General features: G+C 59.3%; 9 protein-coding genes. 2 read left to right on the forward strand and 7 right to left on the reverse strand.

What is annotated here, in order from left to right; all coding sequences use genetic code 11:
- The first annotated feature begins 34 nt into the window (after window positions 1-34).
- On the forward strand, window positions 35-2,857 hold the full coding sequence (locus tag PSH57_RS05160) for an RHS repeat domain-containing protein (RefSeq protein WP_305388167.1): 2,823 nt from the start codon (window positions 35-37) through the stop codon (window positions 2,855-2,857).
- A 133-nt stretch (window positions 2,858-2,990) separates the two neighbouring features.
- A complete protein-coding gene (locus PSH57_RS05165; RefSeq protein WP_305388169.1) occupies window positions 2,991-5,768 on the forward strand; it encodes an RHS repeat domain-containing protein in 2,778 nt (925 codons plus the stop codon).
- Between the two features lie 78 nt (window positions 5,769-5,846).
- On the opposite strand, the gene PSH57_RS05170 is transcribed toward PSH57_RS05165, so the two are convergent.
- The 7 genes from PSH57_RS05170 to algG form a co-directional block, all read right to left on the reverse strand.
- A complete protein-coding gene (locus PSH57_RS05170; protein WP_305388171.1) occupies window positions 5,847-7,298 on the reverse strand; it encodes a mannose-1-phosphate guanylyltransferase/mannose-6-phosphate isomerase in 1,452 nt (483 codons plus the stop codon).
- A gap of 220 nt (window positions 7,299-7,518) precedes the next feature.
- Window positions 7,519-8,184 (reverse strand): alginate O-acetyltransferase AlgF, encoded by a 666-nt coding sequence (locus PSH57_RS05175; protein WP_305388172.1) that lies wholly within the window; start codon window positions 8,182-8,184, stop codon window positions 7,519-7,521.
- 14 nt (window positions 8,185-8,198) lie between these two features.
- Complete coding sequence (locus PSH57_RS05180) at window positions 8,199-9,374, reverse strand: alginate O-acetyltransferase (RefSeq protein ID WP_305388174.1); 1,176 nt, start codon at window positions 9,372-9,374, stop codon at window positions 8,199-8,201.
- An 11-nt stretch (window positions 9,375-9,385) separates the two neighbouring features.
- The gene (locus PSH57_RS05185) at window positions 9,386-10,951 is read right to left on the reverse strand and encodes an MBOAT family O-acyltransferase (protein WP_256230616.1); all 1,566 of its coding nucleotides are present in this window, start codon (window positions 10,949-10,951) and stop codon (window positions 9,386-9,388) included.
- A gap of 220 nt (window positions 10,952-11,171) precedes the next feature.
- Window positions 11,172-12,296, reverse strand: a complete 1,125-nt coding sequence (locus PSH57_RS05190; protein ID WP_305390297.1) for a mannuronate-specific alginate lyase — start codon at window positions 12,294-12,296, stop codon at window positions 11,172-11,174.
- A 23-nt stretch (window positions 12,297-12,319) separates the two neighbouring features.
- Window positions 12,320-13,771, reverse strand: a complete 1,452-nt coding sequence (locus tag PSH57_RS05195; RefSeq protein ID WP_305388176.1) for an alginate O-acetyltransferase — start codon at window positions 13,769-13,771, stop codon at window positions 12,320-12,322.
- A gap of 11 nt (window positions 13,772-13,782) precedes the next feature.
- Entirely contained in the window at window positions 13,783-15,375 is a 1,593-nt protein-coding gene (gene algG / locus PSH57_RS05200) for a mannuronan 5-epimerase AlgG (protein ID WP_305388177.1), read from the reverse strand.
- Between the last annotated feature and the right edge of the window lie 8 nt (window positions 15,376-15,383).

Raw genomic sequence — 15,383 nt, forward strand, 5'->3', positions numbered from 1 at the left:
ACGCAGCGGTGCCACAACCAAGAGGCCTGATGAGATGGGCATGGATCAGCGAACCCCGAGGCTGATGGCCTTTGACCCAAGGAATTTACCGGTTCGTTCGGTCGACTATTGGCGCAACATCGAGAACGGACCCACGCAACAGCGCATCACCCGCAATCTTTTTGAGGCCGCCGGCCGTTTGGCAAAACAATGGGATCCTCGATTGTGGTTCTTACAACAAGACGATCAGTCGGCACCGGCCAACCTTTCGACGGTTTATTCGCTATCCGCTGCCGCGCTGCGTACCGATAGCGTCGATGCGGGCATGCAGATCGATTTACCAGGACTCGCCGGTGAGGGCTTGCGGGCGTGGGACGGCCGAGGGATGCATCGCGAGGTGGTCTACGACGACTTGCTCCGTCCCGTGGTGGTGCTCGAACAGGGCGCCGGGCAACCGCGCCGATGTGTCGAGCGTCTGAAGTATGGTTATCCGGGGCAGGGCGATCAGAACCACAACCAGTATGGCCAGCTGATCCGTCACGACGACACAGCGGGTACGTTGTTACTGGCGTCGTTTGCCTTGACCGGGCGAAACCTCATGCAGGACCGCCGTTACATCTTCGATGCGGCTTTGCCCGATTGGCCGGAGCCGGTATCCGATCGCGAACAACTCATTGAGCCTGGAAGCGGTGCCGTTTCGACGTGGCGTGTGGGGCCGCTGAGCGATGTGCTGGAGCAAGTCGACGCCCGGGGAAATCGACAACGCCAACACCTTACGCTCGATGGCCGGCTGTCCGGCAGCCAACTGCTATTGGCGGGGCAGGGCGATTGGCAGACGCTGGTGAGTGATATTCGCTACGATGCCCTTGGACAGATCGAGGGGGAAACAGCCGGCAACGGCGTGCAAACCACCCTTATCTACAGCCCTGAAGACGGGCGCCTGGCAGAGCGCCAAGCCCTGCGTTCCGGCCAGGTACTGCAACACTTGCGCTACGTTTATGACCCGATGGGCAACGTGTTGAGCATCGAGGACGCAGCCCTGGCATTCCGCTACTTTGCCAACCAGCGCATCGACCCGATCAGTCGCTTTGTCTACGACAGTCTCTATCAACTGATCGAAGCCACCGGTTGGGAGGCGGGCTCGGTGAACCAAGGGCCCGACTCGCTGAGGCACAACGACCCGGCGGCGGTTAGCAATTACCAGCAGACCTACCGCTACGACGAAGGCGGCAATCTGTTGGCGCTGGTCCACGTCGGGGCACAAAGCCATGGTCGGGAAATCCAAGCTGCGCGCTATAGCAATCGCTGCCTGCCGTACCGCAATGGCGTGCCGCCCACCGAGGACGAAATTGCCGCGGCGTTCGATGCGCGGGGCAATTGCCTGGAGCTGGACGCGGGACGGTTCCTGGCGTGGGACTTGCGTAACCAGCTTGGCTCGGTCACGACCATCGAACGCGCTTCGGGCCTTAATGACAGTGAGGCTTATATCTACGACGGCGGCGGGCAACGTGTGCGCAAGTTGCGCACGCTTCAGACCGGTGCTCGCACGCTCGCCGCCGAGGTCCGTTATTTGCCGGGGCTGGAACTGCGCGCCGACAGCGGCACGGGCGAGGCGCTGCAAGTGATCACTGCCCAGGGCGGGCTCAGCGATGTTCGGGTGTTGCATTGGGAAAGCGCGCCGCCGACCGGCGAGAACGACTGCTATCGATACAGCGTTGCCGATCATTTGGGCTCGGTCGGACTGGAGCTTGCCCAGGATGGGCGGGTCATCAGCCGGGAGCATTATTATCCTTTTGGCGAAACGGCTTATCTGGCTGGGGAGGACGTGGTCGAGGTGGGCTACAAGACGGTGCGTTATTCAGGTAAGGAACGGGATGCGACGGGGTTCTATTACTACGGCTATCGCTACTACATGCCTGGCTTGCAGCGCTGGCTCAATCCGGATCCGGCCGGGGCTGTAGATGGTCTGAACCTGTACTGGATGACCCGGAACAACTCGGTCAGTTTTATCGATGACGATGGCGCCGTTACCAGGAAAAAACTGTCCAACGGATTGTGGAGTCCGGTGATTGCGGTGGGTGCTGAACGAAACATCCCAGGGGCACAGCCTGTTGATATCGGAACTCTACAGCGAAATCTGCCTGCCGCCGCAAAGACGACCAGTATCCATAACGCGCTAACCGAAACCGAACTCAACAGGGTCGAAGTCACCACCCAGTTGTTGAATACCGCGCATAACATTTCTTCTGAATTGAACAACAGACAAGGCGGGGCCAAGCTCCTGTTCACGATGGAAAAACTCACCTATTCCGGAGCAAGTAGTGGAGCACTTAATGCCCTGAGAGTTGTGGAAAATCCGCGGAATATCCCCGAAAAAAACAACGCAATATTGGCCTTCTGGGCGCCTCAAGGCGGCTATGTAGACATACCGGTAGACCCCGGTCGGAGCCATCCCGACTACGTGTTCACCCCAGGGTTCAGCGGTTGTTCACTGACGGTGGATCAGCTCAACGACAATGTGCTCCGTGTTCGCCATGTCCAAGGCGGTAAGGAAAGCGCCGAATACAATGATTTACCTGGCAGAGAACATGGGCTAGGGCTTGGCGCGATGATGGAATACATGGATTACGGCTATGCCTTGAACACCAGGGGTCAAACGGAAGAGGTCATCACCGCTTTCGCTTTTATGAAATTTGACCGTGGAGCTGGTGCCTGGAAGATTTTTCACCAGAGCACCCAGGGGGCTGCTTCGATCGAAAGCTATTCCCCCGGCAGGAAAATCTCTCTGTTCAATCGCTCGAACGCGTCGGTCACGGTTTTTTCAAAGACGAGGGTTCGCAAAGTTCAGTCCAAGCAGATGCTCATAGCGAACCGGTAAGTGCAAAAAAACATGTCTGCTCATCTGTATCGCGACTACCTCTCCGCTGGTCGTCACTGTCATATCTGACAGTAGGCAACGGTGTTTCCTCTTGTTAGATATCCAGTGGCGCTAAGACCAAGAGGCCGGATCGATGGGCATGGATCACAAAACCCCGAGGCTCACGGCCTTCGACTCGCGCAGCTTGGCGGTCCGTTCCGTCGACTATTGCCGCAGCATCGAGCGTGGACCGACGCAAGAGCGCATCACTCGCAATCTTTTCGATGTCGCCGGTCGTTTGGCAAAACAGTGGGATCCTCGATTGTGGTTCTTACAACAAGACGATCAGTTGGCACCGGCCAACCTTTCGACGGTTTATTCGCTATCCGCTGCCACGCTGCGTACCGATAGCGTCGATGCGGGCATGCAGATCGATCTACCAGGGCTCGCCGGTGAGGGCTTGCGGGCGTGGGACGGCCGAGGGACGCAGCGCGAGGTGGTCTACGACGACTTGCTCCGTCCCGTGGTGGTGCTCGAACAGGGCGCCGGGCAACCGCGCCGATGTGTCGAGCGTCTGAAGTATGGTTATCCGGGGCAGGGCAGTGGCGACCACAATCAGTACCGGCAGTTGATCCGCCACGATGACCCGGCGGGTAGCGTGTTGCTGGAATCGTTTTCCCTCACTGCTCAGAACCTTGTCCAGAGCCGTCGCTTCGTCCTTGACGCCGTCGTCCCTGACTGGCCGGAGCCCGAAGCCGATCGCGAAACACTGCTTGAGCCCGGCGAGGGAGCCCGCTCGACCTGGTGCCTTGGCCCCCACGACGACGTGCTGGAGCAGATCGATGCCAGGGGCAATCGACAACGCCAGAGACTGACCCGCGATGGCCGGTTGCGTGAAAATCACTTGTTATTAAACGGGCAGGACGCTTGGCAGCCGCTGGTCAGAGATATCCGGTACAACGCCGAGGGGCAAATAGAGCAGGAAACGGCTGGTAACGGCGTGCAGACCACACTTAAATACAGTCCCGATGATGGCCGGTTGATGGAACGGCATGCCAGACGCACCGACCAGGTGCTGCAAGACCTGTTCTACACCTATGACCCCATGGGTAACGTGTTGAGCATCGAGGACAAGGCCCTGCCGGTGCGCTACTTCGCCAACCAGCGTGTCGAGCCCGCCAGCCGCTTCAGGTACGACAGTCTCTATCAGGTGACCGAAGCCACCGGGTGGGAGGCGGGCGCTGCCAACCAGGGACCGGAGTCCGTCGGCCGCGTCGACCCGGCGGCGGTCAGCAACTACCGGCAGACCTACCGCTACGATGAGTGCGGCAATCTGCTGGAGCTGATCCACGTCGGTGTCCAAGACCATGGCCGTCGGATGAAAACGGCCCGCTACAGCAATCGCTGCTTGCCTTACCGCAGCGGCGTCCCGCCGACAGAGGAAGAAATCGCCGCCGCGTTCGACGCGCGGGGTAATTGCCTGGAGTTGGACGTGGGACGGTTCCTGGCCTGGGACCTGCGCAACCAGTTGAGTTCGGTCACACCGATCGAACGCGCCTTGGGGATCGATGACAGTGAGGTTTATGTCTGCGATGGCAACGGTCTGCGCGTGCGCAAACGCCGTACGCTTCACACCGGTGCGCGCACGCTGGTCGCCGAAGTGCACTATTTGCCTACCTTGGAACTGCGCACCGACACCGGTACCGGGGAGGTGCTGCAGGTCATTACGGCTCAGGGAGGGCTCAACAGTGTTCGGGTATTGCACTGGGAAAGCACACCGCCTTCAGGGGGAAACGACCTCTATCGATACAGTTTTACCGATCACTTGGGCTCGATCGGTCTGGAGCTTGCACAGGACGGGCGAATCATCAGCCGGGAGAGCTTCTACCCCTTCGGCGAGACCGCGTATCTGGATGAGACCGAAGTCAGTTACAAAACGGTTCGTTACTCAGGCAAGGAGCGGGACGCGACGGGGCTTTATTACTACGGTTTCAGGTATTACGCGCCGTGGCTGCAGCGTTGGATCAATCCTGATCCGGCCGGGGCGGTGGATGGGTTAAATCTATATCGAATGGTCAGGAATAATCCAACAGTGCTATTTGATGCAAATGGACTTGCGCCTCAAAAGGGTGACAAAAATAAGTTGAGTGTTTCCAGGCTCAGGGAGTCGTTCGAGTCCTCCGTGGCAACCCAGCTACCGGGGGCGTTAGGCACGCGGACCTTGCCGGCCCCGGTTGCGCTTTGGAACACCTCACCCTTAAGACAAATTACAAACCAGCTCCAACAAGTATCCGTGAACCAGGCAGCCTCGAGAGCTATCCCCTCTCTCGTAAAAAATACACCTGCTGCGCCCGTGCCGGATATGTCCTCAGGAGCGAATCCGGTCCATGCCGAGGGGAAGATGTCCGTTGGTTCACATTCACTGACGCTCACTAAGGGGAAAGTTGTAGTCATGCGAGGGGATGATCGTTCGCCGACGGAAATACATAAAGCGGGTGGTTTTTTCCCCAGGGACAATAGAGGAGCAGCAATCAAGCGGGAGTTCAGAGACGCTTTGGTAACGAAAAAATTTAACACCCTGGCCAATGAACACGTAAGAAGTCCGGTCGCGGGTTATGTATCTACTGGGATGGATGAAGATTCGGGAGGGTACGGTGATACTCGGAACTATCTTTACCGAATGGAGATTCCAGGATTGAAGGAGCGGAGCGTTGACGATCAAACGTTGGGACTTAATTCAACTTTCACGTTCACCCCAAAAGGACGGCTGGACGCTCGTTTGTTAATGAGTGATGCCACTCTTGATCAATCGGAATTCGTTGCGATGATTCCTCCCATGACGGTGGAGGTCACATTCATCACGCCGATCCCGAGCGCTTATATAGTTTCTTTCAGAAAAAGGGGAAGCAGCACTTGGGAAGCGTTTCATTGATGTAAAAAAGCCCCCACCCAACCCACTGCGGATAGGGGACGCAGTGGGCTGGACGGGGGCTTCTTGTACGGCTGATCGTTATTGGGCGATGGTTTTCACCGAGACGCCGCGTTCGATCGGGGTAGAGCGACCGTAGATGTCTTCGAAGCGCTCGATGTCGTCTTCGCCCAGATAGCTACCGGACTGCACTTCGATGATTTCCAGCGGGATCTTGCCCGGGTTGCGCAGGCGATGAACCGAGGCAATCGGGATGTAGGTCGACTGGTTTTCGCAGAGCAGGAACACGTTCTCGTCGCAGGTCACTTCGGCGGTGCCGCTGACCACGATCCAGTGTTCGGCACGGTGGTGGTGCATCTGCAGCGACAGGCACGCGCCCGGCTTGACCGAGATGTGCTTGACCTGGAAGCGACCGCCCATGTCCACCGAGTCATAGGAACCCCATGGACGATAGACCTCGCAGTGGTTCTGGGTTTCGGTACGACCCTGGGCGTTGAGGGTGTTGACCATTTGTTTCACGCCTTGGACCTTGTCCTTGTGGGCGATCATCATGGCGTCCTTGGTTTCGACCACCACGATGTTGTCCAGGCCGATCACCGACACCAGCTTGCCGTTGCCGTGGATCATGCAGTTGCGGCTGTCCTGGACGACGACGTCGCCCTTGGTGACGTTGCCGTTGACGTCCTTGGGGTTGACTTCCCACAGCGACGACCAGCAGCCGACATCGCTCCAGCCGGCCGACAGCGGCACCACGCAGGCGCGCTGGGTCTTTTCCATCACCGCATAGTCGATGGAGTTGTCCGGGCAGCAAGCGAAAGTGGCTTCGTCAAAGGTGATGGTGTCGGCCGTCTGTTCGCTGCGCTCCAGCGTCAGCAGGCAAGTGTCATAGATATCCGGGTCGTGTTTTTTCAGCTCTTCGAGGAAACGGCTGGCGCGGAACAGGAACATGCCGCTGTTCCAGAAGTAACCGCCGGCTTCGACGAACTCGGTGGCGCGCTTGACGTCGGGTTTTTCGACGAAGTGCGAAACCCGGCTCACCCCTTCAGGCAGCAGCGCATCGTTGGTCGACTTGATGTAGCCATAACCGGTTTCCGGTTTGGTGGCCGGTACGCCGAACAGCACCATTTCGCCACGCTCGGCGGCCACGGTGGCCAGCGCCAACGCGCGTTGCAGGGCTTTCTGGTCTTCCAGCACGTGGTCGGCCGGCAGGACCAGCATCAGCTCGTCGCGACCTTCATTGACCAGCATCATGGCGGTCAGCGCCACGGCGGGTGCGGTGTTGCGTCCGAACGGTTCCATCAGGATGCGCTGGGCTTCCAGATTGCGGTTGCTCAACTGTTCGTTGACGATGAACCGGTGGTCTTTGTTGCAGACCACGATCGGGGTGTCCATGCCTTCGAACACCAGGCGTTCGAGGGTCTGTTGGAACAAAGTGTGTTCGCCGGTCAGGGCCAGGAACTGTTTAGGGAATTGCTTGCGCGAAAGCGGCCAAAGACGTGAGCCGCTACCACCTGACAAGATCACCGGAATCATGTTTGTTACTCCTACAAATCGAAATGGTTTTTAGAGCTACTGCGTTCTGTCGTTTCACTCTCTTGTTGTTGTTCCGTACCCGAATGACACCCCGATTCAGGGTGGGGGCGGGCTTGCTCGCGAAAAGCGGTGGTTCAGCCAACATCAATGTTGAATGTGAGACCGTATTCGCGAGCAAGCCCGCTCCCACAGGGGGGGCAACGTCAATCAGGTGAATTGATCAGCGGGTCGACACCGGGCGTTTTACCCACACTGGCGACAGGCTGCTGCCGGAGCCGGTGACGTACAGCACGGCTGCTTCGCCGCGTTCCAGGGCCACGGGCTTGAGGTCGCCGACTTTCTTGTCGCCGTCGAACAGCGCCAGGCTCACTTTCACCGGGTTGATTTCACGTTCGCCACGGCCCTTGGCCGCCACGGTCTTGACCACTTCGGTCTTGCCATCGGCGGTCTTGAGGGTCAGTGCCTTGTCGCTGAGGTTCTGCACGCGTACCAGGGACTTCTGCTTGTTCTTGAACGGTGGTTCTTCGATCAACTGAGGCTGGCCGCTGGCATTGTTGACCAGGGTGTAATAGTGATCGGGGGCCAGTTTGACCGGGACGGTCTGGCTGCCGACCTTGGCGCTGTAGTCGCCGCCGGGCATGAAGCTGAAGTCGCTGCTGGCCAGTGGTGCTACGTCGCTGAGGTTGGTGCTGCCGACGGTGGCGCTGACTTCGGCGTTGCTGGCGTTGTAGATCCGCACGAAGCTCGAGCCTTTTGGCGCAACCGGGCCGTACAGGGCCGCGTCACCGGCAAAGGCGGACAGTGAAAGGGCGCTCATGCTGGCAACCAGGGCAACGGCCTTGAGGGAGCGAGCGGCGAGACGGCGAGGAGTTGTAGTGAAAGTCATGGTGGACCTCTCTTTCAGTTTTGCGCCCGGTCGGGCGTCTCGGATGGGGTGTTGGCAGCTACGTTTTGTTGACGCGCGCCGGCTTGTTTGAGTTCTGCGACCCACTGCGGGTCGGCGTCACCGATTTCGTTGTTCACAGGCAGATAACGTTCAGGAAACTCCCAGATCAGCACCTGTGGCGGGCTGTTCTTGAAGGCGTCGCTCTTGAGGTAGCTGAGCATCGGCAGAATCGGGCCATGGCCGTCTTCGGCATAGTTCACGACGTCGCTGTGCAGGGCCTGCTTGAGGGCACCGACGAAGTTCCAGTTGGGGTTGGCGCTGTAGCTGGTGCCGATCAACGCCACGGGCACTTGGGCATCGGCAAACAGCGCGTCATCGCTGGCCGGCTGGTCGTCGGCTTCGCGGGTGGTACGTTTGGCCAGCGGCTCCTGGGCTGGCATCAGGTTTTCGAACAACGGGTCCAGGGGCAGGAACTGACGCAGGTCGCCCTTGTGAATGACTTTTTCCGCTGGCGTTGTCACGAAGCGTTGTGGCTCGCCGTGAAGTGGCGTGCGCTCGGCAATCGTCTTGGCCAGCTTCTCGGCGGCGACCTGTGCGCCTTCCGGGGTCCAGTGGGTGTCGGTGCGCAGGAACACTTGCTGGCCGCTTTGCTTGGCCTGTTGCATCGGGCCGAGCAGGTCAGGGGCCAGGATCTTGTCCGCCGCCACACGGGCGTGGAAATCCTGATAGAGGTTGGCGTGAATGCTGGACGGCTTCACTTCACCCAAGTGTTCCGGGTAGAGGCGCACCTTGGCAGGCACGATCGCCATCACCAGGGTGATGCCCTGTTCCTTGAGCTTCTGGCGCACGCCTTCGACCAGCGCGTAGTTGCCTTGCAGGTTCTGCTCTTCGTTGACGATCGGGTTGAACTCTTCGTCGCTGTACAGCCACTGATCGCGGCCCAGGACCACGCCTTTGCGACCCTCGTTGAACAGCTTGTAGTCCAGTGCCGCCCAGATGTTGGTGCCCAGGCGCTTGATCGGGAACTCCTCGTCGTAGTGGGTCTCGACGGCTTTGGTCCAGCGACCGTTGAGCACGGTCGCGTCGGGGTTGGTGCTGAAGCCGAAGAAGCTGCGCACCGACCACAGGCCCAGGACCGTCAAGGTCAGCAGGAACAGTGCGATGTAGAAGATGCGTAATGAGCGGGTCATGTTCAGATCCCTCAGAACTGGAAGTAAAGGAACGGCGAGAAGCTTTGCGCCGAGAGTTTGAGAATCGAAGCGATGAACAGCACCAGCACCAGGGTGCGCATCACGTAGCGCGGCCAGTCAGCGACCCAGTACGCCGGTTGCACCTGCGCTTCGACGCCCACGGTGTAGCCCGGTTGATGAATGCTCGACGGGTTATCGCCCGGTACGGCCTTGATCAGTCCCGGTTGTGCGGTGGCCGGGCCATCGGCCTCGGTGTTCACTTCAGGTTTGGTCTTGACCGGTGGACGATTGGTGTAGAGATCGCGCAGGCCGAAGAAGGCGAGGGTGGCGTAGGCCACCACCAGCGTGGCGATTTGCAGGCCGGTGAGGTTGGCACGGGTCAGTTCCGACAGCGACCAGTCGCCGAAGCTGAACATGGCGCCATACATGCGGCCGGCCACGTGCAGGTTCTCGGCACGGAAGATTACCCAGCCCATCACCACCAGCAGGAACGTCAGTGCCCAGCGGATCGGATTGATGCTGCGTGGCATGGTGTTGATGCCCACCGCTTTTTCGATGGCCAGCCACATACCGTGCCAGGCACCCCAGATCACGTAGGTGATGTTCGCGCCGTGCCACAGACCACCGAGCAGCATGGTCAGGAACAGGTTGCGATAGGTCATCAGCGTGCCTTTGCGATTGCCGCCCAGGGTGATGTAGAGGTAATCGCGCAGCCAGGTCGACAGGCTGATGTGCCAGCGTCGCCAGAACTCGGTAATCGACTGGCTGATGTAGGGCTGCTTGAAGTTTTCCATGAAACGGAAACCCATCATCAAGCCCAGGCCGATAGCCATGTCGCTGTAGCCGGAGAAGTCGAAGTACAGTTGCGCGGTGTAGGCCAGGGCACCGAGCCAGGCATCGCCCGTGGTCGGGTTATCCAGGGCAAAGCAATGATCGGCCACCACCGCCAGGGTGTCGGCGATGAACACTTTCTTGATGAAACCCTGCATGAAGCGCGTGCAGCCCTCGGAGAACTTGTCCAGGGTGTGGGTGCGGTTGTTGAACTGATCAGCCAGGTCGCGGAAACGCAACACGGGGCCGGCGATCAGGTGCGGGAAGATCGCCACGAACGCTGCGAAGTCGATCAGGTTGTGGGTCGCCGGCGTATCACCGCGATAAACGTCGATGATGTAGCTGATGGACTCGAAAATGTAGAACGAGATCCCGATCGGCAACAGCACGTGGGTCAGGATGAACGGATTGAGACCGAAGCCGCTGATGATCGCGTTGAGGCTGTCCACACCGAAGTTGGCGTACTTGAAGTAGCCCAGGATGCACAGGTCCACGCCCACACCGAGCAACAGCCAGCGCTGGGCCGGTTTGGTACGCACGCCGGCGGCGCCGACTTTCAGGCCGATCCAGTAGTTCCACAGGGTGACGCCGGCGAACAGCGCCAGGAAGTCCACGCGCCACCAGGCATAGAACACATAGCTGGCCAGCAATAACAGCAGGTTGCGATAGCGTTGCCCGCTCAAGTAGTACAAGCCGAGAAAGATCGGCAGGAACAGGAACAGGAACACATTGGATGAAAATACCATCCCGATCTCTCCATGTTGAATCAACAGTCAAGGGCCAGAGCCCCCCCAAACCCCCCCATGAAAACCGGGGGGTTCATTACCTTTCAGACGCCGTGATTACTGTGGGAGCAAGGCTTGCCCGCGATGAACGATGACGCAGTTCATTCAGTGCCCCCCGCGTCATGGCTATCGCGGGCAAGCCTTGTTCCCACAGGTCCCCTGCCAGGCAGGAGATAGGGCATCAGCTACCTTTTTCGCCTTTTTCCCATGACGGGTCGTACACCTTGGTCAAGTCCCCGCCGAGGCGGAACGTCTTGAACGGTTGCATTTCATGCTTGCGTTCCAGCACATCCTCGGGGCAGGTGTAGAGGCTGCAGAACGGTTCGAGCCAGGCGAACTTGGAATCGACTTTCAGATCCTTCATGTCCTGTTCATCGCCGTTCTTGTCTTCGAATATCTCCGGGTCTTTCACCCCGGCCAGCACCTGATCGCCCAGACGCTTGAGGGCGCCGTTGTTTTCCTGGCGCAGGTCCACGCCGTTGACCTGGGCGAAACTGGCGATCATCGCCAGTGGCGGCAGGGCATAGTTGTGGTAGGACAGGGCCCGTTGCTTGCGCTTGAGTTCGTTGGGCAAGAAGCCCTCGGCGTCGACCTGGTTAACGCCGACCTTGTATTCCTTGACGGCCCAGTCGAACAGGTCGCGACGGTTGGTCGCCACGGAGGTGGCCATCACCGACCAGGCGGCCCAGTAGGAGTGGTTGTTGATTTTTTTCAGCGGCAGATTGTCCCAGTCGCTGACCACCTGATCGGCCATCTTGCTGAACCAGCCTTCGATCAGTTGTGCCTGTTCCTGATGATTGGCCAGTGGGCGAGACTCGGAGAACTTCAGGCGTACATAGGCCGAAGCCATGCTGCCCAGGGCCCATTTGCGCATGGACTTGCCGGTGTGGTTGAAGTCCTTGGACATCAGCGCATCGGACTTGGCCCAGGCGGTCAGCCAGTTCAGGGTGCATTCGAGCTGCTCGGGGCGGCCGTCGCGCATGAATTGCATCACTTGCTTGCTGACGCCGCGCTCGATCCGGGTGATGTCGGAAGTAGCATCGCGGAAGGCCTTTTCCGATTTCACGTTCAGCGTTGCGCGGGCCTTGTCGGAGCCCTCGTACTTGCTGCGAAATTGCAGGGCGCCGGTGTAGGGCGTCGGTACCGCCTCACAGCGCTCGTCAGAGCTGCCCGTCTTGAATTTTTCAATCGGTGCGAAGTAACCCTGGGGCGGGCGTAGCGGGGCCGCGGCCTGCGTCGCTCCGGCGAATATCGCCAGGGTCAGCAGGGACGGCGCCAGCAGCGTTTTCAACGTTCGGGTGCGCATGGTTCTGGTCATGAGACGAGACCTCATTGTCCGATTTGAGCCGTTTGTTGCCCGGCTTGCGGAGATGCGTTGCGTTTGCAGACTTTCGCTTCGATTTGCTGTGGCTCGGCACCGGCTTCAGGTCCCTGGACTTCTACAGCCAGCAGGTTCTGGGAAGCCCAGTCCTCGTCAGTGCGCAATTGGAAGGCGAAACGTCCGTCGGTTTCGGAAGTGTCCGGTTTTTCGATCTTGATATCCTCGTGGCGCCCATTCATGTACCAGAGGGTGGCTTGTAAGGTTTTCACCGACGTATCGGCGAAGCGGATATCGATCTGGTGGCTGCCGTTACGCAGGTCCATGTTCTTGCTGTTGACCATCAATTCGTTCTTGCCGGGCTTGAGGGCAGTCTTGCTGCTCATCAGCGCGGGCTTGCCTTCGCAACCGTTGTTGTCCAGCAACGCCATCATCTGGCGGTAGATGGTTTCCTGGTCCAGGCGATACAGCGGCGAGAATTCCCAGATCAGGATTTTCGGCGGGCTCTTCTGGAATTCTTCGCTGCCCAGGTACTGGATCATCGCGCCTTCCAGACCGCCGCCGGGGAAGGCGACGTTGAGGATGTCGGCGCCGATGGCTTCTTGAAGGAAGCCGGCGAAGTTGTAGTTCTTGCCGCTGTGACTGGTGCCGACGAGGGTGATCTGCGGATCACTGGAGTCGCCGAACAGGTCGCCATCGCCGGCTTCGCCTTTAGGCTCGGTGGTGAACTGGTCCATGTACTGGACCGCATAGCTGGTGCCGCACAGTTGGCCGGCCATGTTGTGCAGGGTGCCGGTCTTGCCCATGCGGCCGGACTTCTTGGTCTCGAACTCACGCTTGGGAATGTCGGCAAAGGCCGGGATCTGCTTGACCTTCTCAGCCACGATCTTCGCCGTGCGCTGGGCGCCGTACGGCGTCCAGTGCTGGTCGCCACGGAAGTAGAAATCGTGGGCCGGCAGGGTGTCAGGCAGGCTTTCGTTGGTCAGCGGCGACAGGTCCGGCACCACATAGCCCATCTGCGCGAAACGCCCGAGCATGGTCTTGTAGTTGGTCAGGGCCTTGTCGAAGTCGTAACTGGCCTTTTCCTGGGGGTTGAGTTTATTGCGGTTCACCAGGCCCCGGGTCGGTTGATAAACGAGCACCAGCTCAACGCCTTTTTTCTTGAACGCGTCGTGCAACTGCTGCATGCGCTTGTAGCCGGCCGGGGTGGTATTGAATTCGGTACGCAGGTCTTCCTGGGTACGGAACAGCCAATCGCCCTGGGCCTGTACCAGTGTGGTGAAGTTCTGCTGATAGCGCGTGGTGTAGTTCTTCGCGTCATGGGCGGCAGGGCACAGGTTGCAGCACGGTTCGGCAGTAAACACAGGCGCTGTGATTTCATCGGCGCGCGCGCCGCTTGTGGCGGCGAGAATGCCGGCAGTCAGGGCGGACAGGCCCAAAAGTTTGATCATCTGTGGGTTCATAAAGGTCATCCTCAGTCCCGCAATTCAGTCTGGCGTTCGACAGGGTCGATCAGCACGGCTTTCTGCTGGCGCACCAGCAGGTCGAGAATTTCATCCTGGCGCTCGCCCAGGATCCCCGAGAAGCTGATGCCGCTGGATTTGGTCGGCGCGAGCATGGACACCCGGTACAGCTCAACGCTCAACGGTGAGTCAATGGACAATGGGCCGCTGCCGTTGGCAGCCAGTTCGCCACCGACCACGATCAGCGAGACCTGGGCGTCGAACGGGTCGAGCTTGATGTCCCGGTCCGTGTCGGACAGATCCTTGATGTGGCCGTAAAGACCGGTCAGGCCGTTGGCCATGGACACGTTTTCGTAAAGGCGGATGTTCACGCTGTTACGAATCCGGATGCCGTGGCGCCGGTTGCTGATCACTTTGTTGCCCCACAACAGGTTGTCACCACTCTCGTAAAGCGTGATGCCGTCGGTGTGGTTCTTGTAGATCTCGTTGTAGGCGATCACGTTGTTCACGCTGTTACGGTCGATCACCAGGCCCGAGAGTTTGTTGTCGTAGCTGCGGTTGTTGAAAATGAAGCTGTCGTTGACCTCACGGGAAATAATGATCCCGTGCTTTTTCTTGGTCCCGTAGACGGTGTTGTCGGCGATGATCAGACGATGGGAACGGTCGTGGGGGTCAATGCCGTAGACGATGTTGTCCTTGTAGGTGTTGCCCTTGACTACAAAGTCGTTGGTTTCGTAGCAGTAGAAGCCGTACCACATGTCCGAGAACTCGGAATCGATGATCCAGCCGGTCGGTTCCGGGCGCTTGAGGACCTTGGCCATGTTGGGCGTGTACTGGGAAATACTCACCCCGTACGACTTACTGTTGGCGTAGCCGAAGCTGGCCATTTTGGTATTGACGATGTAAGTCTCGGTGCCGCCCCAGGACAGCAGGAACGGACGGAATTCGTTGGCCGAACGGAACGTGGCGGGGCCATTGTCCTTTTCGCGCCAGCCGGTGACTTTGGTGTCGCGGATGAACATCTTTCCATCGTTGACCAGGAAGGAGCCGCCCTCTTGGGACAGGCGCAGTTCCTGGGTCTGCTTGTCGATTTCCAGGATGCCTTTTTCACCCACCACAATGGGAATCCTGGCCAGGAACACACCGGGCGAGGTTTCCTTGAGGTATTGCTTGGGCACTTTCTTGGCCAGGTCCTTGAGGTTCATGTAGCCATCGTCGATGAAGATGGCCTGTGGGATGCCGTGCTGGCGCACCACCCACTCGGCCATCTTGTTGTCGCCGCCGATGAAGTCCTTCAAGGCGTTTTCCTGCATCATCCGGCGCACGCTGACCTTGCCGGCCTTGCTGCGCACGATCTTGGCCGCGGCCGCTTCGGCGGTGAAGCCTGTGAGGTCGGGCAGGGTCGGCGCAGCCAGTTCCAGCGGAGCGGTCGGCGCGCTGCTGACGGTGTAGGTCTTGGCCTGCTGCAGTTCCTTGACCACGTTGCCCGGCTTGACCACCGGTTCAACGTTGGCGAACGCCGACGAGCCGGCCAGCAGCATCGCTGCGGCCAACAGGCTGATCGAACCTTTCATCGCCTGGCTGTTCCTGAGGTAGCGGTTCATATCGGGCA

The organism is Pseudomonas hefeiensis (genome assembly GCF_030687835.1).
In the GTDB taxonomy this organism is placed as follows: domain Bacteria; phylum Pseudomonadota; class Gammaproteobacteria; order Pseudomonadales; family Pseudomonadaceae; genus Aquipseudomonas; species Aquipseudomonas hefeiensis.